This window comes from Marinobacter sp. DUT-1, from assembly GCF_050379415.1.
Taxonomy (GTDB): domain Bacteria; phylum Pseudomonadota; class Gammaproteobacteria; order Pseudomonadales; family Oleiphilaceae; genus Marinobacter.
Map to the genome: position 1 here is coordinate 409732 of NZ_JBNRLS010000001.1, position 21913 is coordinate 431644.

At 55.0% G+C, this 21913-nt stretch carries 23 protein-coding genes; 9 read left to right on the forward strand and 14 right to left on the reverse strand.

What is annotated here, in order from left to right; genetic code table 11:
• Positions 1-56: 56 nt before the first annotated feature.
• Entirely contained in the window at positions 57-950 is an 894-nt protein-coding gene (locus tag ACQUTG_RS01895; protein WP_428917784.1) for a metal-dependent hydrolase, read from the reverse strand.
• Between the two features lie 201 nt (positions 951-1151).
• Here ACQUTG_RS01895 and ACQUTG_RS01900 point away from each other — a divergent pair, with 201 nt between their 5' ends.
• A complete protein-coding gene (locus ACQUTG_RS01900) occupies positions 1152-1913 on the forward strand; it encodes an SDR family NAD(P)-dependent oxidoreductase (protein ID WP_428917785.1) in 762 nt (253 codons plus the stop codon).
• 27 nt (positions 1914-1940) lie between these two features.
• Positions 1941-2585 (forward strand): TetR family transcriptional regulator, encoded by a 645-nt coding sequence (locus ACQUTG_RS01905; RefSeq protein ID WP_428917786.1) that lies wholly within the window; start codon positions 1941-1943, stop codon positions 2583-2585.
• Positions 2586-2631: 46 nt separating this feature from the next.
• On the opposite strand, the gene ACQUTG_RS01910 is transcribed toward ACQUTG_RS01905, so the two are convergent.
• The gene (locus ACQUTG_RS01910; RefSeq protein WP_428917787.1) at positions 2632-2961 is read right to left on the reverse strand and encodes a thioredoxin family protein; all 330 of its coding nucleotides are present in this window, start codon (positions 2959-2961) and stop codon (positions 2632-2634) included.
• 214 nt (positions 2962-3175) lie between these two features.
• Here ACQUTG_RS01910 and ACQUTG_RS01915 point away from each other — a divergent pair, with 214 nt between their 5' ends.
• Positions 3176-3379 (forward strand): hypothetical protein, encoded by a 204-nt coding sequence (locus ACQUTG_RS01915; RefSeq protein ID WP_428917788.1) that lies wholly within the window; start codon positions 3176-3178, stop codon positions 3377-3379.
• A gap of 333 nt (positions 3380-3712) precedes the next feature.
• Here the strand turns inward: ACQUTG_RS01915 and ACQUTG_RS01920 are convergent, their stop codons facing one another.
• A complete protein-coding gene (locus ACQUTG_RS01920) occupies positions 3713-4084 on the reverse strand; it encodes a hypothetical protein (protein ID WP_428917789.1) in 372 nt (123 codons plus the stop codon).
• A gap of 238 nt (positions 4085-4322) precedes the next feature.
• Positions 4323-5627 (reverse strand): ferredoxin reductase family protein, encoded by a 1305-nt coding sequence (locus ACQUTG_RS01925; RefSeq protein WP_428917790.1) that lies wholly within the window; start codon positions 5625-5627, stop codon positions 4323-4325.
• 337 nt (positions 5628-5964) lie between these two features.
• On the opposite strand from ACQUTG_RS01925, the gene ACQUTG_RS01930 reads away from it, so the two are divergent.
• Both ACQUTG_RS01930 and ACQUTG_RS01935 read left to right on the forward strand, forming a co-directional pair.
• Positions 5965-6711, forward strand: a complete 747-nt coding sequence (locus tag ACQUTG_RS01930) for an SDR family NAD(P)-dependent oxidoreductase (RefSeq protein WP_428917791.1) — start codon at positions 5965-5967, stop codon at positions 6709-6711.
• Between the two features lie 370 nt (positions 6712-7081).
• Positions 7082-8407, forward strand: a complete 1326-nt coding sequence (locus ACQUTG_RS01935; RefSeq protein WP_428917792.1) for an ethylbenzene dehydrogenase-related protein — start codon at positions 7082-7084, stop codon at positions 8405-8407.
• A 28-nt stretch (positions 8408-8435) separates the two neighbouring features.
• On the opposite strand, the gene ACQUTG_RS01940 is transcribed toward ACQUTG_RS01935, so the two are convergent.
• Complete coding sequence (locus tag ACQUTG_RS01940) at positions 8436-8852, reverse strand: hypothetical protein (RefSeq protein WP_428917793.1); 417 nt, start codon at positions 8850-8852, stop codon at positions 8436-8438.
• 361 nt (positions 8853-9213) lie between these two features.
• A complete protein-coding gene (locus ACQUTG_RS01945; protein ID WP_428917794.1) occupies positions 9214-10179 on the reverse strand; it encodes a zinc-binding metallopeptidase family protein in 966 nt (321 codons plus the stop codon).
• 134 nt (positions 10180-10313) lie between these two features.
• Between ACQUTG_RS01945 and ACQUTG_RS01950 the strand changes: the two genes are divergently transcribed.
• The gene (locus ACQUTG_RS01950; protein WP_428917795.1) at positions 10314-11801 is read left to right on the forward strand and encodes a M17 family metallopeptidase; all 1488 of its coding nucleotides are present in this window, start codon (positions 10314-10316) and stop codon (positions 11799-11801) included.
• Positions 11802-11964: 163 nt separating this feature from the next.
• On the opposite strand, the gene ACQUTG_RS01955 is transcribed toward ACQUTG_RS01950, so the two are convergent.
• Positions 11965-12255 (reverse strand): hypothetical protein, encoded by a 291-nt coding sequence (locus ACQUTG_RS01955; protein ID WP_428918442.1) that lies wholly within the window; start codon positions 12253-12255, stop codon positions 11965-11967.
• Between the two features lie 192 nt (positions 12256-12447).
• Here ACQUTG_RS01955 and ACQUTG_RS01960 point away from each other — a divergent pair, with 192 nt between their 5' ends.
• Together ACQUTG_RS01960 and ACQUTG_RS01965 are read left to right on the forward strand one after the other, a co-directional pair.
• The gene (locus tag ACQUTG_RS01960; RefSeq protein ID WP_428917796.1) at positions 12448-12792 is read left to right on the forward strand and encodes a PBPRA1643 family SWIM/SEC-C metal-binding motif protein; all 345 of its coding nucleotides are present in this window, start codon (positions 12448-12450) and stop codon (positions 12790-12792) included.
• A 29-nt stretch (positions 12793-12821) separates the two neighbouring features.
• Complete coding sequence (locus ACQUTG_RS01965) at positions 12822-13262, forward strand: DUF3010 family protein (protein ID WP_428918443.1); 441 nt, start codon at positions 12822-12824, stop codon at positions 13260-13262.
• Between the two features lie 127 nt (positions 13263-13389).
• Here ACQUTG_RS01965 and ACQUTG_RS01970 read toward each other — a convergent pair whose 3' ends face one another.
• Both ACQUTG_RS01970 and ACQUTG_RS01975 read right to left on the reverse strand, forming a co-directional pair.
• The gene (locus ACQUTG_RS01970) at positions 13390-14736 is read right to left on the reverse strand and encodes a S41 family peptidase (protein WP_428917797.1); all 1347 of its coding nucleotides are present in this window, start codon (positions 14734-14736) and stop codon (positions 13390-13392) included.
• Between the two features lie 36 nt (positions 14737-14772).
• Positions 14773-14931: a hypothetical protein gene (locus ACQUTG_RS01975; protein ID WP_428917798.1), complete on the reverse strand. Its 159-nt coding sequence runs from the start codon at positions 14929-14931 to the stop codon at positions 14773-14775.
• 504 nt (positions 14932-15435) lie between these two features.
• Here ACQUTG_RS01975 and ACQUTG_RS01980 point away from each other — a divergent pair.
• On the forward strand, positions 15436-16260 hold the full coding sequence (locus ACQUTG_RS01980; RefSeq protein WP_428917799.1) for a DNA adenine methylase: 825 nt from the start codon (positions 15436-15438) through the stop codon (positions 16258-16260).
• A 1-nt stretch (position 16261) separates the two neighbouring features.
• Here ACQUTG_RS01980 and ACQUTG_RS01985 read toward each other — a convergent pair whose 3' ends face one another.
• From ACQUTG_RS01985 to urtC, 5 genes are all read right to left on the reverse strand, one after another.
• Positions 16262-17545 (reverse strand): hypothetical protein, encoded by a 1284-nt coding sequence (locus ACQUTG_RS01985; protein ID WP_428917800.1) that lies wholly within the window; start codon positions 17543-17545, stop codon positions 16262-16264.
• Positions 17546-17552: 7 nt separating this feature from the next.
• Complete coding sequence (locus tag ACQUTG_RS01990) at positions 17553-19103, reverse strand: DGQHR domain-containing protein (RefSeq protein ID WP_428917801.1); 1551 nt, start codon at positions 19101-19103, stop codon at positions 17553-17555.
• Positions 19104-19271: 168 nt separating this feature from the next.
• Positions 19272-19970 (reverse strand): urea ABC transporter ATP-binding subunit UrtE, encoded by a 699-nt coding sequence (urtE, locus tag ACQUTG_RS01995; RefSeq protein ID WP_428917802.1) that lies wholly within the window; start codon positions 19968-19970, stop codon positions 19272-19274.
• Positions 19970-20794, reverse strand: a complete 825-nt coding sequence (gene urtD, locus ACQUTG_RS02000) for an urea ABC transporter ATP-binding protein UrtD (RefSeq protein ID WP_428917803.1) — start codon at positions 20792-20794, stop codon at positions 19970-19972. Before urtD ends, urtE begins: the two co-directional genes overlap by 1 nt.
• The gene (gene urtC / locus ACQUTG_RS02005) at positions 20791-21912 is read right to left on the reverse strand and encodes an urea ABC transporter permease subunit UrtC (RefSeq protein ID WP_428917804.1); all 1122 of its coding nucleotides are present in this window, start codon (positions 21910-21912) and stop codon (positions 20791-20793) included. The genes urtD and urtC overlap by 4 nt, the downstream gene beginning before the upstream one ends.
• Between the last annotated feature and the right edge of the window lies 1 nt (position 21913).

The window sequence follows — 21913 nt, forward strand, 5'->3', positions numbered from 1 at the left end:
GTAGCAGCGGCGATGGTGAAGCGGGTATTAAGGGACTACTACAGGAGAGAGCACCCTCAGGAAGCCTTTTTCATAACCGGTGCCAACCATTTGCGCTTGGCCTTCTCCACCAGATCACGCGCATCGTGATTCCAGGGGTGGAAATCGGGGCTGTAGTACTTGAAGTAGGACGGCAACAGCTTACGGAAAACACCGGGCTTACCCCACATGTAATTGAGTCCGCCCAGCCAGGACTTTACGTTGAAGAGTTGGCCATCTTCTTTCATAAGCTGAACCAGGTGAATCCCGGCGAACAGCGGGAACATCACACTCACCGCCATCATTTCCGTCACTCGAACAAACTCGCTGCCGCCAACGGTCTTGTAAACATCAAAAGCCACGGCCTTGTGCTCGGATTCCTCAATCGCGTGCCAGGCCCAGATGGGTGCCATGCGCGGGTCCATCTCTTCCAAGGCGTTGTATTTCAGCAGAAATTCCTCGGCTAACAGGGCGGTGAAATGTTCCACGGCCACCGTGTGGGCCAACTGACGCTCCGGGCTGAAGTGCTCGCGCATCCAGTTCATCAGGCCCTGAATCTCCCGCTCCAGGCGATCGAGATTGATACCGCGATCCTGCATATACCCGTTGAGGGCCTTGTGTTCCTTCGAGTGGTGCGCCTCCTGGCCAATAAAGCCACGCACCGCCTCTTTCAATTCGGGGTCTGTGATCTGTTTCTGGTAGTGGCGTACCGAGTCGATAAAGAAGCGTTCACCGGGCGGAAAGCTGGAAGACAGGGCGGCCAACAGAAGCGTTTTGGCCGGATCGTTGTCCCACCAGTATTTGGGCACGTCGTCGGCCAGATCAAAATCCGGCTGCCGGACTTCGGGGATCATACCCCTGGGTGTGGTCGTTCGAGCTGCATTACGCGCCGGAATCGGGTGAACATCGGCTTTGGTTTGCTTGGCAATCATGGTGCCCCCCGGGAAACGTGATGTCTGTGAGATCATCATACGGGCGGGAAGTCCACTGCCGTGAGAGGACAAGGGGACAATGTACTTGTCATTAATGGCCAATTCAGCGAATTCATCCAAATTAAGTAACCACTGGTCATTTACAGACCTCGACTGCCCGCTTACATTAAGTGACCATGATTCACTTAAACGGAGAAAGTCATGTCGTATGTGGTTATTACCGGCGCAAGTGCCGGCATTGGCGAACGCTTCGCCCGGGCACTGGCGGCTGAAAACCAGAACCTGATTCTGGTCGCGCGACGGGAAGAGCGCTTGAATAAGCTGGCCGCCGAATTAAAGCAGCAGCATGGAATCGAGGCCGTTGTCCTGATAGCCGATCTGGCGGATGACGCGGGCGCAGACGACTTGGCCCGGCAGATCAACGAGGGCGGCTGGGCGCTGTCTGGCCTGATCAACAACGCGGGCTTTGGCGATCGCGGTGCCTTTGCCGATCTCGCCCTCGAACGTCAGCTGGCGATGATTCAGGTGAACATTACCTCACTGGTCTCCCTGACCTGGCAATTGCTGCCCTCACTGCGCAAGCAGCCGGGCAGCTTTGTCATCAATGTGGCGTCCACCGCGGCATTCCAGGCCGGACCGAACATGGCCATCTACTACGCTACGAAGGCCTTCGTGCTGTCCTTCTCCGAAGCATTGCATGAAGAACTCAGGGATTCAGGCGTTGCCGTGAGCACGCTGTGCCCCGGAGCCACCGATTCGGAGTTTGCACAAGAAGCCAACATGACCAACACCAAACTGTTCAAATCCGGCACTATGACGGCGGAAGCAGTTGTGAAGAAGTCTCTGGCCCAGCGCCGAAAAGCCATCGTCATTCCAGGGCTGCGCAACCTGCTGATGGTCTGGTCTGGTAAACTCTCGCCCCGAACCGTGACACGTCGGCTGGCCGGCTGGCTGCAGGCCTGATATCGGCCAACGAGCGAGTACTTTGAGGTGGTTTTGAAGCACAGATTATGTGGTGGTAAACAGCGCGCCCGGTCCCAGTCGGACAAGGCGCTGCGGGAACAACAGATACTCGATGCGGCGGAAAAACTGTTTCTGGAGCACCGATTCCACGGCCTGACTCTTGCGGATGTAGCCCGTGAAACCGGGGTCACCAAGGCCGCGCTGTATCGTTATTTCCGCAGCAAGGAACTGCTGTTTATTGCCGTGTACCGTCGTGCCATGGCGGACTGGACATCAGACGTTGAAGCTGCTGGTCCGGAGGGCTTCCCTGACCGGTTCGTTGACCGCATTCTGGCCCATCCCGTGTTCTGTGGCCTGAACGCCATCCTCCACATTGCCCTCGAAACTGGTTTAAGCGAGGAGGAGGCCCGGGAATTCAAACTGTTCCTGCTCGCCCAGACCCGCCGTGTCACAGCCGTCATCGTTGCGGCGACGAATCAGGAAGAAGCCGCCAGCCTGCGATATCTGATGCAGTGCCAGCAGGCGCTGATCGGCTGCTGGCACATGTCCCATCCGCCGGAGCCCGCCCGAAAAGCCATGCAGGTGGAGCCGTTGACCGTGTTTCAGATCGATTTTTCAGAGACCCTGCGGCATCACCTCGGCATTTTGACCGAGGCGTTTATTCGGCAGTAGCGTCGGTTCACTGCCGGGAGGACCGTAGAATAAAAAGTGCATTCACCTAAGTCACGAGCCCATAAGGCCGCTCCAGAGCCGAGCGCACCTCGCCAATAGAAAACACCCTCGCGAATTCCGCGAATCGCTGCCCGCCAAACCACAGCTGGACCACAGGCAGAGAAAAAATACCGCGGGCAGCACACACCGGGGCGGCGGCTTCCTGACAATCAATGTAGGCCGTCACCAGTTTCGGGAACTCATCACACGCGAGCTTTTCGAGTTGAGGCTTGATGGCCTGGCAGACACCGCAGTGCGGTCCGCCAAAGAGCACAAGAACCGCAGGGTTCGATTGCAGCAGTTCCGACAAGGCTTCTTCTGAGCACACATTGATCATCGTTACATCCTGATGAGCATTACAATTGCACGGGTAAAGTCTAGAACAGAAAGCGGAACCCATAGCCGGATTAAAACACTACCTCAGTAGGTGGTTCCCGGTCGAAAATAAAAAAGCCTTCCCGTTGGGGGAAGGCTTTTTAAGCGCACAGTTCAAATGGCGGGCTTGTCGCGTCTCAGCAGTTGCCCTTTTTCGCCTGGCCCGGTGGGCAGAAATGGCCACCAGACTTACGGTAAGACCGGCGATCGTCATATTCATGACGACGGCGATCATGGTCGCGATAGTATTCTCTATGATCTCTGGTGGTAATGGCTGTTCCCGTTGCCGCACCGACCGCACCGCCGAGAATAGCACCATCTCTGCCACCTACCTCGTTGCCGATAGCAGCCCCAATCGCTCCGCCAAGACCTCCACCTAGCGCGGCGTCGGCTGTGTCATCCGCAACGGCACCCAATGAGGTGACACTCAGAGATAAAAAAACGAGCAGTGATTTCATTTTCATTGACATAAATCCCATTGTTCAGGTGGTCTGACCTGCCCAGTATGACGGGAAGGAAGCCATTGCCTCCATCGTCCCATCCGTTACTTGTCAGTTTTGTGAACCATTAGAGACTATCAGAAATACATGCGAAGCAACCTGTTAAATTTTAGTTATATTTCAACAGGTTACAAAATAGTAAGAGAGGCGCATTCCTTATGAATCGGACCTGAACAAGACACTCGTACTCTACCTCCGCCGACTGAAATCCTTTCAGTCCTGATGCGCGCGATCCAATCTTGCGCAGTGAGCGCGGAATTCGCGAATGCTGATACGGTTGTCGGCATCCGCATCCGTGACCTGGATCATCCGGAGCCCCAGTTCAAAGTCCCCGGCAGGCGGCCGCCCTTCGAGTACCGGTTGCTCCTCACCGCATTTGAGGTTTTCACCAATCCCGCACTGACGCAGGTAAACCAGCTCACTCTGGTCAATGTGGCCATTGTCGTTGCGGTCTGCGCATTCAAACTGCGCCCTTGCTGCAGCAGGCAGCCCTTGGGCGTCGTTCGGTCCGCTGGCGCCGGTTGAGGTGCACCCAATCAGTCCCAGGGTGGTGAGTAAAGCGAGGGCACAAAAAGTGTTTTTCATCGATGCTCTCCATAGCAACCCAATGAAGTTGTGATAACCAACTATTGTTACCGCTTTAAAGAGTGTCAAGTTGCCAGGTGTGTCGACCGCCAGCCATCCGGAAAATCAGAGCCCGGGGGGTAATTGCCCTGCCCTGAATCAGCGCAACACAAAAACCAGAAGGAACAGGCATAAAGTGATGTTCACACCCCAGATGATCAAGGATAGCCGCCGACGCTGGCTTAACCGCCTGATTGGTTTAATCATAGCTGAACCGCTCCGCCAGGATACGCTGAGGAGGTGTACCCCGCTTGCTCAGGTGATCTTCAACGATATCCATCATGATCGCCGGCCCGCACATCACAAAGACCCAGTCGCGGAACTCATTCTCTGAAAACACACGATCCATCAGCTGGCCATCGATGAAGCCGGTCTCACCCTGCCAGTCTTCTGGCGGTTCCGACAGCACATAGACCACATCCTCATCACCCAACTCCTCATGGTAGGCGATCTGGTTGATGATCCGGTTTCCGTAGATCACCTTCACCTTGCGCGAATCGCCGGTCAGGCGCATTTGCCGGAGTATGCCCAGCAGCGGAGCCAGGCCAACGCCACCGGCGATGAGCGCGACCCCGGGTTCCTCGCGACCATCAACAGAAATATTGCCATAGGGGCCGTCAAGATAGGCGATGGTTTGAGGTTTTATCTCACCAATGGTTCGTGTGAAGTCTCCCAGCTCCTTGATCATGAAAGAGACTTCCGGCCCGCCCGCCGGCGCTGAGGACATGGAGAACGGGTTCTCTTTCATCGAGAAGGTGCTGTGCCCCACATTCAACCAGACGAATTGCCCGGCCTGGTAATCCAGACCATCATGACCGTCGGGCGTCACGGTCACTTCCCATTGCTTGGGCGTCAACCGGACGACGGACGTCACCCGCCAGGGGCGAGCCTTCTGCAACCAGGGAACCACCAGGTAAACCATCAGCAGTGACCCAACCGCCACGCCCGTCATGACCAGCCACACCCAGGTCATCACAGTCTGCGACCCGTAACGCCCGGCATACACGGTATGGTGCAACAGCAGCAACGCGATCAGGAGCGCGCCGAGCCCGTGCAACAGGCGCCACGTCTCGTACCGGTAGCCCAGTTGGGTGCGCCCGATGGCCATGACAACAAGGCCTGCAAGCAGCAGCCAGGCGGCAATGCCCGTCGACAGATCGGCAAAATCAGTCGTGAGCGTCAATTGCCGTGTGGGGTCCCAGGGCCGCTCACCCCCTGTTGGCGTCCCCTGGTAAAGCAACGGGTGCAACACAGCAAAGACCAGTAACGTGCGGGCCATGATCTGGTGAAACCGCATGGTCACATCCATGCCGACGTCATTGGAAATGGCCTTGAAACGGCCGGACAGGATGAATTCCACGAGGATCATCGAGAAGGCAAGAATGCCAAGGCCGGAGGCCAACTCCTGGTGGAACTGGCGTGGCGGGCCTCCGACCAGGGCGGACAGGAGCAACGGCAGGGTGACGGCGACGAGGTAAGCAACGATCAGAAAGAGTGGTTTCATCTGGCTAGTCTGTTTCCCTTCCTTTGATCATGCAATCTCGTCTTTCACAGAGTCCTGGTAAAACCGGGCACAATCACCCGGGTCTGTCTGGCTTCAGCTTCTCCTTGCTTTTCCTCGCACAGCATCCGTTCTGTGCATTGGTATCCGATGTTAACCGACTTTCAAAGCAGGTTGGTAGCGAGTCAAATTAATGCTGAACCATCGGGGAGACCGCGAAATTTAAATCTGTCCCGGTTTTCCTCCTATCCACGTTTCGGCGTAAAGTAGCCAGAGCTTCGAGCCACTGGAGCGACCAGAGGCGAGACCAAACCTAATGGGAAAACAGGAGCAGCCAATCATGTTTGATTTCCAGGGCCGGCGCGTCATCGTCGCTGGCGGCAGCAAGGGTATTGGCCGAGCCATCGCGTTGGGATTTGCCCGGGCTGGAGCCAGCGTTTCCGTGTGCGCGCGCGGGCAGGCGTCCCTGGACGCCTTGGCGGAAGAAGTGGCGGGCGAGGGGCTGGAGCTGCATGTGGCCCCCTGCGACATCGGCGACAAGGCTGCGCTGGAAACCTATCTGCAGAGCGCCATGGGCGAGTTGGGCGGTCTGGACGTGCTGGTCAATTGCGCCTCGGCCTTCGGGCGGGAGGACAACGAAGAAGGCTGGCTGAGCAGCGTCGAGGTGGATCTGATGGGCACGGTTCGTGCCGGCCATACTTGCCTGCCAGCGCTCAAGGAAACCGGGGGTACGATCATCAACATTGCCTCCATCGCTGCCCTGCACGCCTCGACACGCACCGCCCCCTACGCGGCCATCAAGGCCGCCGTCGCTCACTACACCGCCAGCCTGGCGGTGGCCATGGCGCCGCATAAAGTGCGCGTTAATGGCATTGCCCCGGGCTCGATCGAGTTTCCGGGCGGCGTCTGGGATCAGGCCCGCCAGCACAACCCGGAGCTCTATGACCGTATTCGCGGCGGGATTCCCTTCGGGCGCCTGGGCACGCCGGAGGAAGTCGCCGACGTGGCGTTATTCCTGGCCTCCGATCTGGCCCGGTGGATAACCGGCCAGACGCTGGTGGTGGACGGCGGCCAGGTGCTGTCCTGAGGCGCCAGGCAACACAGGGCAGGCCGTCGCGCGCCCCGTAAGCCAAACCGCCCCCTCACAGCAGGCCTGCCGGAAAACACCACCAGACAGACCGTTTGCTCCTTGCAGTGGCGCCCGATTGGCTTCTGTTTTCCATGAATTAAAGGTGCAAACCCTTCTGCATCGATAGATTTCACCTTGCTATAGAGCACTTTGAGGGAGCGCCGCGCGGTGGAAAATACGGAACATGAATCTGTCCCGAGTTGCCCGTCCTGGGTTGCCCAGTTTCCCACACAGGCATCGTAGTCTATGTTGTGGGCATGGACGAGCGTTTCCAGGGCAGATAAAAAGTCCCGCCGTCGGAACCCACCTATCCTGCCGAGGATGCACCATGTTGCAGACTTCACTGAGATACCTCGCCGTGGTTGCCTTTACCGCTAACTTTTCAGCAGCTTCCGCTCTGGCTGACACCACAACACCAGTTGACTGGACATCGGTTCCCGTTGAAAAAGTTACCCTGTTCTATCCCGGACAATCGAGCTTCCAGTGGTTACACAGCCCGGAGCACCGCGGTGCCCGTATGGTCGGACGCGGCACCGCCTGCAAGCGCTGCCACCGTGACTCGGAACGACGCATGGGTAACGAAATTGTCTCGGGTGGCCGCCTGGAACCCAATCCGATCGATGGCAAGAAAGGGTCACTCGAATTGGCTGTCCAGGCTGCTCACGACGAGGAAAACCTGTACCTCCGGTTCCACTGGAAGACCCAGGCGGAACGGCCCGGCGTGATGCACAACTACATGCGCTACGATGGCCAGGCATGGGCCTTCTACGGCGGTCCACGATCGGCAAAGCGTGTGCGTCAGGGACTGGAGCCGCCCCTCTATGAAGACCGACTTGCGATCATGATCGACGATGGCGATGTACAAGGTTTTGCCGAGCAGGGTTGCTGGCTCAGTTGCCACAACGGCATGCGGGACATGCCGGGCGAACCTCCATCAGAAGCGGTCCGGTCCCACCCGTACCTGGGAGAAGGTCGCCTGGGCCGCAGTGACGTGCGCAAGTACCTTCCTGACTCCCGTACCGACACATCCGCGAGCTGGGACAAGGTTAAATCCCCCGAAGCTCTGGCGAAACTCAAGGATAAGGGTGTTTTCCTGGATCTGATGCAGTGGCGTGCAGCCCGGAGCAACCCGGTCGACATGGCAGACGACGGCTTTGTACTCGGATACCGCCTTTTCGACGAAGGAAAAAACCCGTTCTCCTGGAACGTCGATCGCGACTCCATGACCCCTGAATTTATGTTCGATCCCAAGAAAGTTGGCCGGAAATCCCTCACCGTCTCGGATATAGAGACTGGCCCGGAACCCGCGGCCCTGATCCGCGAAGATAACGCGACTCCCTATGATCCCGACGCCGGGTGGAAAGAAGGCGACGTGCTTCCAGGCCGACTGCTTAGTCGCGTAGACGCCCGAGGGTCGGCGGCGGACAACGCCAGGGTTACCGGCAAGTGGGAAGATGGGAGCTGGATTGTGACCTGGATCAGACCGCTTGACACCGGCCATGACGACGACATCGCCCTGAAGCGCGGTAACACCTATACGTTCGGCTTTGCCGTGCATGACGACAATGTCACGACGCGTTTCCACTTTGTGTCATTCCCGGTTGTCGTCGGGATAGGCCGAGGCGGAGATATTACAGCTGTCCGTCTGGATTAACCGTGGGGTCCAGGATGCCGCCAACGCCTCACCTGATCCGCGCCTTCAGCGTCTCTGGCCGGAAAAGTGCCGTACTCAACACCAGAACAAACGCGGCCAGCACAAACACCTTATTCACGAACCAGTTCGTGCGCCAGATAGACCACTCCGGCTCCGCCAGGAACCAGATGAACAGAGTGGTGATGATCAGGATTTCAGCCACAGACATGCCAATGGCCAGCAGGCGCGTGTACCAGGGCCTTGCCAACAACGCCCAGGCCAGCCAGAGGTGCGCAACCGGCCACAGATCCCAGTAGATATAGGTTGCCCACGCCTCATTGCTCGCCATCGCAAAGCCGATCGGGAAAAGGTATTTAATAAAGATGGTCCAGGCCACAAGGATCACGAACAGATGTGCGAGAAACCTGACCCAGGGGCTCTGAACACTTTCAATGGGCGATGTCATTACGGCACTCCTTCCGGCGAGTTCCGCTTAAAGCTTACCAGCGGTGATCGCTTTGCAGCAGAAATCACAGATAGCGGCGGGCATAACGGTTGAGGACCTCTGGATCTATCTGCAGGACATTCCCGCCAGTCAGATGTCGAGTTTGGCCGGTTTCTGCCAGCGCCGGGAGATGAAGCTGAGTGGGAAAGGGGAATGACTCCAGAAAAGCGGTCCAGGTTACCCAATAAACCGGACGCCGGCGCTCGACGACACGATGCCGGCTTGCCTATGAATCCAAATAATAGATCTGTCCCGCTTTCCTAGATGCGCTTTCCTAAATTCGGAGGTGGATTGTACCTAAGCTTTTCCACCTACCATTGATTCAACGTCCTTGAGCCCCGCGACGTAACCAGTCATGAACAAACGCCAGTTTTCGATGGGCCGTTTCAGACAGCACGAACGGATAAACATCCGAGAGCCCCATGGACCGGTTGATGTGGTTGATTCGCGTTGCCAAAGCCGAGGCCACGCGTACCAGCAAAGCCGTATCAGGCTCGGCATAGGGGTCCCAGTTGTGTCCGGGCATTTCGGGAGAGACAAGACCTGATGCCACAAAACTGTCAGTTATGTCAGTAAGGTGCAAAAGATGGGCCGCTGTCTCTGCCCAGTCCTCATGAGGATGTGCGGAAGCATAGGACGTCAGGTAAAACAGCTCCCAGTCCTGGGGTGGCCCCTGATCGTAGTATTTCTGCAAAGCTGCCGTGTAGTCGGCTCGCTCGTCGCCAAACATTTCCCGGAATGCCGCCAGAAAATCCTCCCGCAAACTCAATCGCCACCAGAGCATGTGGGCAATCTCATGGCGCATGTGCCCGATCATGGTGCGGTAAGGCTCTTCCAGGGCCTCTCTTCGAGTGACTCTGACAACAGGGTCAGCCTCGGAAACGCTGATGGTGACCACGCCGTCGCCATGGCCCATGCCAGCAATCGTGTGACCGTCAGCGAGCATATGGAAAATGGGCCTGGTTCCCGGATCCTCCGGCCTGAACCAGTGCCAGCGGCCCAGGTTATCGATGACCCAGCGTTTTGCCGCCTCTGTTTTTGCCCAATTAGAGATGGCATTGGGAATTTCCGGGGCCGGGGCCAGTGCCGTCATGGCACAGGATCGGCAGAAGGCGCCTTCCTCTGGCGCTATCCAGTTGCAGCCAATGACCTCGCGATTAGCACAAAATGGAGGCATAGGCACGAAAGCCCGCGCCTGCGGATCATAGGCAACTGGCGTGCCTTCGGCGGTAGAGAGGTTGTTAAACCAGAGCGTTCCGGAACCAACCGGATTTGTGAATGCCTTCATATCTTAAGAGAGCCCCTTTCCTGCTCTGAAATGCAGCAAAATTCTTTAAATGTAAGCTGATTTGCATGCCTGTTTGTACGGGAAAACCAACTATAGTTATAGCTATATTTTCAGCCCTCATAGGAGCTTCAACAATGAAGCCTGAATTACCCGGATTATCGCCATTGTTGCTCCAGAAAGACCAACCGGTTCCCCCGGACTGGGACTTCGAATCCGGTTCAGGTGTGGTCCTCCTGATTCCCGACGCTGACCGGAAAGCGATAGACCAGACGCCCTGGTCCGACATTCTCGAAAATCGCCTATCAGCCTATCCAAAAACCGCCAACCCGGTGTTTCTCTCCATGCCCGGAGGTGAGAGGGCGGTGGTTGTGTTCGTGGCGGATCAACTTCAGACATTTAAGGCGCTGACTCTGGCGCGTAAAGTTATTGGGCCGCTAATAGCAGACCGGCTGGAAGAGATAAATGTTCTTTGCCTGCTTGATGATGAGGTGGCCGCAGGTGCGATGACTGAGGCCCTCCTGGCTGCAGCCCATGCAGCACTTTTCCAGTTGCCGAAAATTACGGGCAAAGCTTCCGAGCCAAATAACCTCAAAGCCATGCGCTATTTCGGGAACCTTGGTAACGCTGACTTCGGGTACGCTGAAGCAACGGCTGAGGGCAATAACCTGGCTCGCTGGTTAACCCATTTGCCGGGCAATTACCTCACACCGGGTATTTATCGGGATTTCGCCGAATCGCTTGCCCGCCAGGAGGGCTGGAAAACAGAGTTCTATGACCGGGATAAACTGGAAGAGCTGGGCGCCGGTGCCTTTCTTTCGGTTGTCGAAGCCAGCCCTGTCAGAGACGCAGGCATACTTCACATGGAATACCGCCCGCCGGGAGCTGAAGGGAAGCCTCTCGCACTGGTCGGTAAAGGCATCTGCTTCGACACTGGTGGCAGCAATCTGAAAGTGGGCGGCAGTATGCTGGGCATGCACGGCGATATGCAGGGCAGTGCCGTGGCGCTGGGTGCCTTCCTGGCCATAACCCGTATGAACTTTAATCAGCCGGTGGATTGCTGGCTGGCATTGGCAGAAAATCATATCGGTTCGCGGGCAGTCAAGTGTAACGATGTCATTACCGCCCTGGATGGAACCACAATCGAGCTTATCAATACCGATGCCGAGGGTCGAATGGTGCTGTCGGATACCCTGGCGCTTGTATCCCGGGGAAAACCACGCGCGATCATTGATTACGCAACCCTGACGGGTGCTGTCGTCTCTGCTTTGGGACAACGAATGGCAGGGGCGATAACCAACCGCCGTGACTGGGTCGAGCCTCTCATTCAGGCGGGTGAGCGTTGCGGTGAACGGGTCTGGCCGTTTCCCTATGAAGATGACTACGACGAAGATCTGGAATCGCAAGTCGCCGATACCCTACAATGCAGGACCAAAGGGCCGGGTGACCACATCTACGCAGCACGTTTACTTGGCCGTTTCGTCGCCAAAGACATCGGCTGGGTTCACGTCGATATGGCATCTTCTGGCACCCATCCGGGCGGGCTGGCACAGATACCGACTGACTTGCAGGGTTTTGGTGTGCGCTTTGGCGTGGAATGGCTTAAGAAGGTAGCCAATGAGTAGTTGTCGAGGCCTCTGGGCGGAGCTGTTTCGCCCCTGTGTAAGAGCGCGCCGATGTCTGAACCAACCCATCTTCAAACCCTGCTAAACACCCTCCCCCCAATGCGGTCGGGTGGTTGAAGCGGGTGACATTGCCGTTGGGGACGACGTCCGGGCCTGTCTATGATCAAGTTTCACTGAGCGTGGAAATGCCGTCGACCTCAGTCACCGTTTTGGCATCCGCCCGCTCAATGATTTTCAGGAGGGTGGACTGAATGGTTTCGTCTTCCCGGGCATCACCCCCACTCACAAACGTTTGCTTCTGGGGTTCCGCGCCCTCTTCCTCGGTATATGAAATAACAACCTCGCTGGCTGAATCCGGCGTTTTACCAAAGTACTCCAGCGAAACTAACGGATAGCCGTGAAAGCCCTTCTTAACCTGCTTTGCAATACGCTTCTTTGCTTTATCCACGTGCATAATCGGAGCCTTTCGCTGCATTTGTTATCTGGGGGCACATGAGCTCCCAGTTGATACCACTTGCCAATTCTATGCCCCTAAACCCATCTAAAATAGATCTGTCCCGGTTTTCCCTATATCCCCGTGCCCACAACCATGCTAAAAGACTCCCCCCGGCACTAGCTCGGGCATTCTCCCCACCAGGATCTCACCATGTCAGACAAATTTTTCTTCAAGGGCCGGCAGGACGCACGCCAGCACCACACCGCTTACGGCGGCTTTCAGACCAACGCCAGCCAGAAGAGTGGCAGCCGGAAGTATCCGCTAAAACTGGTGGTTACCAGTGAGGCGCGCAAGCAGGAGGTTGAGGCACAGGTGGCCCGGGCGAAGCTGCATGCGACTATTTCGGTTGATACCCGCGAGGGCGCCGTTGAATCTATCAATGAGCTCACCGCTATCCTGAATAAAGGAGGAACGGTCACCACGGTAAAACCGCCCTCCCGAAACGACGCCTGCAACTGCGGTAGCGGCATCAAATTCAAGAAGTGCTGCGGCTAACGACAGCCGGGGACTAGAGGGCAATGGCTATGATTGTTTGCGGGGTTGAGCTGACTGGCAGCGATGCGGTGGTGTGTTTGCTGAATATGGACAGGGGGCAGTTCAACCTGCCGGAGTGCAAGGTGCGCAAACTGTCACTGCCAAAAAACCATAGCCGTGAAGATCTGCAGCGGTTCCAGGCGGCCTTTTCGGCGTTAATGGCCGAGTACGGGGTCTCCAGTGTCGCGATCAAAGAGCGGATGCCCAAAGGCAAATTTGCCGGTGGTGCCATCAGCTTCAAAATGGAAGCCGCCATTCAACTGATCAGCGATATTGAGTTGACGGTGACCCTGCTGCCCCCGGCCCTGATCAAGTCCACCCTGGCAGCCAACCCGCTGCCCATTGCGTTTGCCGAGACGGGTTTGAAGGCTTTTCAGGAAACGGCTTTTATCGCTGCTTATGTGGGGCAGCTGCAGGGCGAGCGAACGTGAAAATGTGTATTCAGAGCATAGATTCGTAGCGGTTTCCCAAAGCTCGCCCCGCTTTGACAAGAACCGTGAAAATGAATCTGACCCGGTTTTCCTCAAAACGCCAACCCCGTGATTAATACTTCGACCATCAACCGCCGACCAGCTTAATTACCCGCTCCAGCATCGGGTCTTTGCCTTCCTCGCGCCCTTTTCGGCCAAGGTACTTGAGACGGATGTGTGGCGGGATGCCGACATCTTCGTATATCTCACCGTCGTAGGCCCGGTAGATTTCATTGGACAAGGTCAGGTGCCAGCCATTTGGCAGATGGCGCTCGAGCGTGTCGGAAAGGATGCCCTGGGTAGGCTCGCCAATAAGAGTGAGACGGGGATGCTGAAGCAAAGAGAGCACGAAGATTTCTGCGGCACTGGCCGTTAGCTCGCTGGTCAGCACAAACAAGTTGCCCTGGTAAGTCTCATTGACAGGCGTGACATAGACAGACTGCTTTCCAGTGAATCCATTGCCATGACGGGCTGACTTGGTGAAAGCCAGCCGTTTGCGATCCATCAGGTACGCTGAAAAGCGCAGTGCAACACCATCGTACCCCCCACCATTATTGCGAAGATCGACCACCAGATTGGGGAGCTCGCCAACATCTGCCAGCACCCTCTTCATCACACTATCGACCGCACCGAGATCCGCAGCCGGTTTGCCTGACTTGCCGCTTTGCCCGGCCATGGCCCGGATGTTCAGGTAACCGATGAGGTCATTAAGGCGTCCCCACTCCACCAGCCGGTTGCCGCCATGGCTAACGGCGCTTGCGAGATAATCCTCATGGATCACGTCACGCGCCGACTCTTTGAGTTCGCCCAGGTAGCTGGTGAGCCCCCGGTCATCATTGGCGTCTTCAAGTTCCTGTGTCAGCCGCCTGAAGAGCGCCGGCTGGGCACCTGCGCTGTAATGACCCCAGGGTGAATGCAGACGAATATGGCCATCCTTCAGGGGCCGTAGCATCGCAACCATGATGGCAAAGAGCGTTTCCTGTGATGTGTTCGCGTTAATCTGGGGAAGATAGTCATGATGCGCCCGGTCCCAGGCCACACCCTTGAGTTCAAACAGGGCGTATTGCTCGTGAAAGGTTCGCCAGAAAACGTCAAAGTTGTATTGTGGATCCTTTGCCATGTGCCTGTGACTTTCAGTGACACTGGCGGGCAATCCTTTCAGGCGACGGAATCTGATGCGTGCTACTCCAGTTACCCGATGGGCACTGAACGCCTGGCCACCAGGGGACACCGCCAAATCTTCGTAATAGTGGCCAAGTTCTTCAATACTGCCCGCATGAATCTTCAGGCAGCTGATGCTGGTTTCTTCAAAAAGGGTGTACCAATCTTCCTCGATCAGCAACACAGTGCCGTAACCCTGGGAACGCCAGACACCCTGCAGGCTTGCAAAATCAGGGCTGGAAAGAGAACTGCCTAGGCGTTGGGCGGGTTTCATAGAGGACTCCAGGTCCATTTCTGTTGTTTTCAGACGTCAGGCTACAGTCCCGGGGTACCGGATGTTCAGGCTTTTATCAGGGTAGACCTCGCTGGCATCCAGCTTGCGGTAATCCGCCCGAACCTCCTCCCGAAAAAGTTGAATAAAATTACCGCGAAAGGGCAGGCCCCAGTAATAGAGTTCGTAGTCCTGCATTGTGACTCTCCCACTCTGACAGTTGAGAAGATAACTGTTGTCTGGAAGTGTAGCGCACAGGAAAAGACCCGATCCGAAAGCCAGGTCTATTCAACTCAATACCGCTGGTTTAGCAACCTGGTTTCAAAAGCCGACAATGTTAGGGAAAACCGGGGCTGAAAATAGATCTGTCCCGGTTTTCCACGTTACCCGATTAGCCGGAAGCTGGTACTCGACGAGAAGGTTCAGGCTTGCCTGTGCATCCAAATAATAGATCTGCTCCGGTTTTCCTAAATTCGACTTGCACCAAGAGCCAACAAACAATCCAACCCGGCTTACCGCTTTTTTGGCCAAAGCTTGATAAAATCATTCAGCGAGAGTAACTTACGCGTTGCGAGAACACGACCACTTTTTGGCTCCAACTTACTCAAACCTTACCCAGCTTTGACTGGAGAAAACCGACTAATCAGACGATTTTTCCCAGCAAACTTTCTACAAACTCACTAGTGCCGATTATAAACCACCATGCACTCCCCAAAAAATAACACAACGGTTTTACCATTTTTGAAATGGGCAGGCGGTAAGCGCTGGCTGGCACCAGAGTGCAGCAACATTATACCAAGTTTTACAGGTCGCTATATTGAGCCATTTTTGGGAAGTGGAGCGATATTTTTTTACCTGCAACCAGCAGACGCACTCCTATCAGATACAAACGAAGAGCTGATTGAGACCTTTCTTGCAATCCAAAATGATTGGATGTCCGTCCTACGACTTCTAGAAGAACATCACAAGAACCATTGTAAAGAATATTACTACAAGGTCCGATCAAATCTTCCCTCAGGAAGCATAGATACTGCTGCTCGGTTTATTTATTTGAACAGAACATGCTGGAATGGCTTGTACCGGGTTAATCTTAGAGGTCAGTTCAATGTGCCAATTGGCACAAAAACAAAAGTCCTTCTTGATACTGACAGGTTTGACCTGGTTTCTGAATCTTTAAAAAAAGCAACAATAATGAATCAAGATTTTGAAGAAACCATTAATGCAGCAAAGAGAGGAGACTTTTTGTTTATTGATCCTCCGTATACTGTCAAGCACAATCATAATGGATTCATAAAATACAATGAAAAGCTCTTCTCTTGGGATGACCAAATGCGACTAAAAAATGCTATTACTCGCGCAGTAGACCGGGGAGCTATGGCTTTAATAACAAACGCCAGCCACGATTCAATAAAAGACCTCTATAGAGACTTCATTCAAATACCCAAAAAAAGGAAGAATGCAATCTCAGGAAAGTCTGAATTCAGAGGTCACTATGATGAAATATTAATCAAATGTGGCTATAGCTGATTTAAAACCCAAGCCCCCAACAAATTCCGGAGTTTAAACGGCAGGTAGTCGCTGCCTCTGCCGATACATCGGACCAGACACGCCGTAAAGAGACATCTGCAACACTTATCGCATTTTCAATCAACTGTTCTGAGTTCAAAGCGACATCTTCCGGCGCATCTCCATCATTCAGAACACCGATCTCATACAACCATGCTCTGATCCAGTCCAGACCATTATGACAACCGCTAACACTTAAATTAGTATTTAGCTTGCTTGTCGCTAATCTCGCCAATATAAAGGCACGGACAAAAACATTTTCTGCTTCAGCCTTTTGGTCCGATGCTAACTCAAAGATCTCAAACAGAGGATCTTTTTCTGAACCAGAATCTAATGCCATCCGTAGAGTGGGCTCAGGAACACCAGTATTGGTCGACATTCTGTTGATAATCGAATCAAATTTAACAAGGTACTCAGCCTCATAATCTTGGACGTTCGGTTGGGTCGCAAAGTCATGACAATATGACCATATTAAATATTGAGCATAAAGAACCTCGAAACGAAACTGACCTTCATTTCCAGCAGGCGCCATATGCTGCCAGACTTTGGCTAGTAACTCTCTGTAGTCTCTAGACTGCAGAGACTCTATTCCATTGTATGAACTTAGCACCTCATAGCTTGCGGTATTCCGAGATTGATGATCCTTTGATAAGTTCACCAATTCATATCCCCAAGACAAAAGCTTATTTTGCCGACCAGCACCTAGCCCAAGTGTGTCACCAACGTCCTTGAGGCTTACCGATTGAACGACTCGCAAATCATTGAATATCGATTCAGCATCAGGCCGCTTGCACCAATACGGCCAAATGTTACGAATAAGTGAGTGGGTGCCCGCCTGCCTTCCCTTAATGTCGTAACGCACATCCCCTTGGCTCAAATAATAACTTGGCATGCTCTTAACAGCTATACCAGTTGAAGCCAAGAGAGAATCGGCCGCACGTACCTCAGTATAATACGCCATATGAATTGCTTGGTTTGTTTGCGCATTAAGTAACGCCCATGCAGCTTGCGACAGAAAGTTCCAAGCTTCCAAACAGTGCTCTAACTGCCTTGCAGCTAGATCTATCTCTACCTCAGAGCGTGACTTGGAGTTGGAATGGTTATCACACAGAACCTTCCCGGCTTTGAATCCAGCAAATCCACCAACCGCCCCTTCATGCTTTGATTTGGTTGCAATGGCCTTCCAGTCTGGTGTCGGAACCTTCTTTGGACCTTTTTTTCCTCGTGAGTGCTTTTGATTACTCATTCTGCCCTCACTTAATTAAAGTCGAGGAAACATCTTTTGCCGCCTCAACTATCACTGGATCCAACGATTTGGAATTGCTCAGAATTTTCAGTAGCTCTCGCATCATGAGACTATAGCCGCCGCTACCTCTATATGCGGACTGAATTTTCTTCTCATCGTCTTCTAGACCTGGCGCAGAAGACAACCTCCAGTCAAACCCGTCGACAAGAGCTTTGGCAATGTCAGCTATCGCTTTATTGGCCTTGGAGAGTTTCCCGAAAGATTTGACAGCAAGATCGATACTCTCCTCCGTCGGACTTTCAAGTACCTCATCACTCGAATGCCAACTGGAGAGCTCCAACTCTTCAGGAATGTCTTGGAATATTGCGTTGTATATATTGTGTATTGCCCTGACGCCTTGGTCAGTAGCTAACAACGTATGCTCCCCCGCAAAGGCGGCAGGCAGACCTTGCAGTAGATCACGCTGCTCCACTTCTGAAAGGGAACGTTTCCAATCAGCTTGACTCTTTTCTACTGCATCGACTACTGAGTTCCACATCACTATAAGAAACGCGGCTTGCTGCGACCGTTTCCAAGGAATTACTCTGTGAGCACTGCCATCTGCTTTAGGGATTGAACCGAAAAGACCACCAACCTTCTCTCCGCGATTCCACCTTTTTATAAAACTGGAGTTTAACGATCGAATAAAGGCGGCATTGGAAACGTGCCCTTTCTTTCTTCTACCATGAAGCTCAATCCGGCCGCTCCAAGGGCTGCGTGGATGTGACCACAAAGCCTCTGTCATTTCCTGAGAGCGATGCTCCTGATATATCTTTATGGTTTCGGACTGTTCAAGCCACTCTTGCCGGCGCAACTCGGGGTACAAATCAAACGCAAGACTCGCATTAATTTTCTTCGGCTCTACATTGATGGTCCAAAATAGATAAGCCTGCCAACCGAGAGACAAGTTATCGAAAAGAACCACAGGAACTTCATAGGAGTCACCAAAGCGGTCGCCGTAGTCCGCAGCAAATAACCGGTGTTGGCCATCTATTATCTCTATTGGCTCGGCAAAACTGTTATTGTTTTCCCGATATTTAAAGATCTCATCAGACGAAGGGTACTCAAGAAAGGAAAAATCTCCCTCCTCGATTATTTTCATACCCAAAGCTTCTGGAACGGAAACCTCTTTTCCATCCTTCGAACGTTTCTGGCCTGGAGGGATGATGTTTACGATGATCGCATTTGGCAACCAACCAGGATTTCTCAAATGCCCATGCTGATCCGGATCCAAACCTTGGCTAGTTGAAAGGGGATACCCGTAATGGACAAAACGATTGATCTTTTTCGACCGTACAACCTCGTGCAATCGCTGGTACCCGTGGATAGCGTTGGGGTCTGCGCGCTGTGACACATCTCGCGTCGTTACTGCTGCAAGTTCCCTCAGCTCTTCCAATGGAATTGATGCGATGAAAAAATTTGCTCTAGGCTTCTCCAGCCCTTCTCTCCACTGAACTTTATCCCAACTTGGCAGCCATTGATTAACTTTAATAAGTTGGATTCTTTTGGTTCTGCCCATTTCAATTCCTTGATCTTTTTTTACCGCCCGAACTCGAAGACATGTTGCGAGGATGACGGGCCTTTAAGCACCAGAGACTAGTAGAAAAACTGGCATAAATACAAGCACTTTATAGGGCATATAATCCATTCGAGAGTGTAAGAGAGGGTTGACTACAAAGTTCCGTTTTCAAACAGTAAGGTGTTTCATAATTAATTGATCCGACAATTCTTGAATTCCTCCCTCAGCAACCCGCCGCCCCCTATCCAAAATCGCAAACCGATCCGCATACTTCCGTGCAAACGGCAACTTCTGCTCAACGAGTAAAACTGTGAGCCCATCCTCCGCAATCAGCCTACGAATAACCTCCCCAATCTGCGCCACAATATTAGGCTGAATCCCCTCTCCCGGCTCGTCCAGGATGAGCAGCCTCGGCTCAATCACCAGCGCCCTCCCAATCGCCAGCTGCTGTTGCTGCCCGCCAGAGAGATCCCCACCTCGCCGGTGCCGCATTTCCTTCAGCACCGGAAACAGCTCGTACACCCGCTCCGGGATCTTCTTGCTGCCATCGGCCCGCACCGCCAGTCCGGTGCGCAGGTTTTCCTCCACGGTCAGCAGGGGAAAGATCTGCCGGCCCTGGGGCACGTAGCCGATGCCGAGGCGGGAGCGGTCTTCGATTTTCTTTTTGGTCAGTTCCACGTCCTGGGCGAACTCGATGGAGCCGCTCTTGGCGGTTTCCTCGCCCATGATGCATTTCATCAGGGTGGTCTTCCCCACGCCGTTGCGTCCCATCACGCAGGTGCACTGGCCCTGGGGCACGTCCAGTTCCAGGTCCCAGAGGGTGTGGCTTTCGCCGTAGTAGTGGTTGAGTTGGTTGATCTTGAGCATCAGGCGTCTTCCCCGAGGTAAACCTTGATCACTTCCGGGTCGTTGGAGACCTGGTCCATGGTGCCTTCGGCCAGCACGCTGCCCTGGTGCAGCACGGTGACCTGGCGGGCGATGGAGCGCACGAAACCCATGTCGTGCTCCACCACCACAACGGACTGCTTGCCGGCGAGGCTGGTGAGCAGTTCGGCGGTGCGTTCCATTTCCTGTTCGGTCATGCCGGCCACGGGTTCGTCCACCAGCAGCAGCCGGGGCTTCTGCATCAGCAGCATGCCGATCTCCAGCCACTGTTTCTGGCCGTGGGAGAGGATGCCCGCGGGGCGGTCGCGCAGGTCCCTGAGGCCGATGAGTTCGAGCACTTCGTCGATGCGGTCCCGGTATTCGGCTTTCATGATGGCGGTGAGCGTCGGGAAGATGCGTTTGTCCGCCGCCATGGCCAGTTCCAGGTTCTCGAACACGGTGAGAGCCTCGAACACGGTGGGTTTCTGGAACTTGCGGCCGATGCCCAGGGAGGCGATGTCCGGCTCGTTCATGGTGAGCAGGTTGTGGCGGCTGCCGAACCACACCGAGCCGGTATCCGGCCGGGTTTTACCGGTGATGATGTCCATCATCGTGGTCTTGCCCGCGCCGTTGGGGCCGATGATGCAGCGCAGCTCGCCGTCGTCGATGGTGAGGTTGAGGTTGTTGATGGCTTTGAAGCCGTCAAAGCTCACGCTCACGTCTTCCAGGTACAGGATCGGGCCGTGGCGCACGTCCACCGGGGACTGCACCGGGGCCAGGAATTCGAACACGTGCTCACGGTCGGTCAGTTGCTCGAAGATGCTCATGCCGTGGCCTCCTGTGCGGTGGTGAGTTCAGCGGTTTCGGTTTTCTTGCGCTTCTGCAGCAGGCCGGCGATGCCCTTGGGCAGGAACACGGTCACCAGCACGAACAGGCCACCGAGGGCGAACAGCCAGGCGTCCGGCATGACGCCGGTGAACACGGTCTTGGCGTAGTTCACCAGGATGGCGCCGATCACTGCGCCATAAAGGGTCGCGCGGCCACCGAGGGCCACCCACACCACGATCTCGATGGAGAACAGCGGCGAGAATTCGCTCGGGTTGATGATGCCCACCTGGGGCACGTAAAGCGCGCCGGCCACGCCGGCCAGCATGGCGGAGACCACGAACACGAACAGCTGTACCCGTTCCACCCGATAGCCCAGGAAGCGGGTGCGGGCCTCGGCGTCCCGGCAGGCGATGCTCACGCGGCCGAGCTTGCTGGTGACGATGCCCCGGCAGATCACGTAGCCGATGGCCAGGGCGATGCCGGTGGCGATGAACAGCCCGAGGCGAGTGGCGTCGGTGCGCAGGTTGAAGCCGAGGATGTCCTTGAAATCGGTCAGGCCGTTGTTGCCGCCAAAGCCCATCTCGTTGCGGAAGAAGGCCAGCATCAGGGCGAAGGTCAGGGCCTGGGTGATGATGGAGAGGTAGACCCCGGTTACCCGTGAGCGGAACGCCAGGAAGCCGAACACCAGCGCCAGCAGGCCCGGCGCCAGCAGCACCATGATGAAGGCAAACCAGGCCATGTCGAAGCCGTGCCAGTACCAGGGCAGTTCCTGCCAGTTCAGGAACACCATGAAGTCCGGCAGGATCGGGTCGCCGTAGGTGCCGCGATCGCCGATCTGGCGCATCAGGTACATGCCCATGGCGTAGCCGCCGAGGGCGAAGAAGGCGCCGTGGCCGAGGCTGAGGATACCGAGGTAGCCCCACACCAGGTCCACCGCCACCGCCAGCAGGGCGTAGCACAGGTACTTACCCAGCAGGGTGACGGTGTAGGAGCTGACATACAGGGCGCTGTCTTCCGGCATGAACAGGTGCAGCGCGCTGACCACGACCAGGGCGGCGAAGAGCACGCCCAGAAAAACTTGAGTAGAGCGTTCCTGCAAGGGTCTTGTTAACCACATA

Coding starts and splice junctions, on each gene's coding strand:
- ACQUTG_RS01895 (WP_428917784.1), bottom strand. CDS start 950: ATGATTGCCAAGCAAACCAAAGCCGATGTTCACCCGATTCCGGCGCGT.
- ACQUTG_RS01900 (WP_428917785.1), top strand. CDS start 1,152: ATGTCGTATGTGGTTATTACCGGCGCAAGTGCCGGCATTGGCGAACGC.
- ACQUTG_RS01910 (WP_428917787.1), bottom strand. CDS start 2,961: ATGATCAATGTGTGCTCAGAAGAAGCCTTGTCGGAACTGCTGCAATCG.
- ACQUTG_RS01915 (WP_428917788.1), top strand. CDS start 3,176: ATGGCCACCAGACTTACGGTAAGACCGGCGATCGTCATATTCATGACG.
- ACQUTG_RS01920 (WP_428917789.1), bottom strand. CDS start 4,084: ATGAAAAACACTTTTTGTGCCCTCGCTTTACTCACCACCCTGGGACTG.
- ACQUTG_RS01925 (WP_428917790.1), bottom strand. CDS start 5,627: ATGAAACCACTCTTTCTGATCGTTGCTTACCTCGTCGCCGTCACCCTG.
- ACQUTG_RS01930 (WP_428917791.1), top strand. CDS start 5,965: ATGTTTGATTTCCAGGGCCGGCGCGTCATCGTCGCTGGCGGCAGCAAG.
- ACQUTG_RS01935 (WP_428917792.1), top strand. CDS start 7,082: ATGTTGCAGACTTCACTGAGATACCTCGCCGTGGTTGCCTTTACCGCT.
- ACQUTG_RS01940 (WP_428917793.1), bottom strand. CDS start 8,852: ATGACATCGCCCATTGAAAGTGTTCAGAGCCCCTGGGTCAGGTTTCTC.
- ACQUTG_RS01945 (WP_428917794.1), bottom strand. CDS start 10,179: ATGAAGGCATTCACAAATCCGGTTGGTTCCGGAACGCTCTGGTTTAAC.
- ACQUTG_RS01950 (WP_428917795.1), top strand. CDS start 10,314: ATGAAGCCTGAATTACCCGGATTATCGCCATTGTTGCTCCAGAAAGAC.
- ACQUTG_RS01955 (WP_428918442.1), bottom strand. CDS start 12,255: ATGCACGTGGATAAAGCAAAGAAGCGTATTGCAAAGCAGGTTAAGAAG.
- ACQUTG_RS01960 (WP_428917796.1), top strand. CDS start 12,448: ATGTCAGACAAATTTTTCTTCAAGGGCCGGCAGGACGCACGCCAGCAC.
- ACQUTG_RS01965 (WP_428918443.1), top strand. CDS start 12,822: ATGATTGTTTGCGGGGTTGAGCTGACTGGCAGCGATGCGGTGGTGTGT.
- ACQUTG_RS01970 (WP_428917797.1), bottom strand. CDS start 14,736: ATGAAACCCGCCCAACGCCTAGGCAGTTCTCTTTCCAGCCCTGATTTT.
- ACQUTG_RS01975 (WP_428917798.1), bottom strand. CDS start 14,931: ATGCAGGACTACGAACTCTATTACTGGGGCCTGCCCTTTCGCGGTAAT.
- ACQUTG_RS01980 (WP_428917799.1), top strand. CDS start 15,436: ATGCACTCCCCAAAAAATAACACAACGGTTTTACCATTTTTGAAATGG.
- ACQUTG_RS01985 (WP_428917800.1), bottom strand. CDS start 17,545: ATGAGTAATCAAAAGCACTCACGAGGAAAAAAAGGTCCAAAGAAGGTT.
- ACQUTG_RS01990 (WP_428917801.1), bottom strand. CDS start 19,103: ATGGGCAGAACCAAAAGAATCCAACTTATTAAAGTTAATCAATGGCTG.
- urtE (WP_428917802.1), bottom strand. CDS start 19,970: ATGCTCAAGATCAACCAACTCAACCACTACTACGGCGAAAGCCACACC.
- urtD (WP_428917803.1), bottom strand. CDS start 20,794: ATGAGCATCTTCGAGCAACTGACCGACCGTGAGCACGTGTTCGAATTC.
- urtC (WP_428917804.1), bottom strand. CDS start 21,912: ATGTGGTTAACAAGACCCTTGCAGGAACGCTCTACTCAAGTTTTTCTG.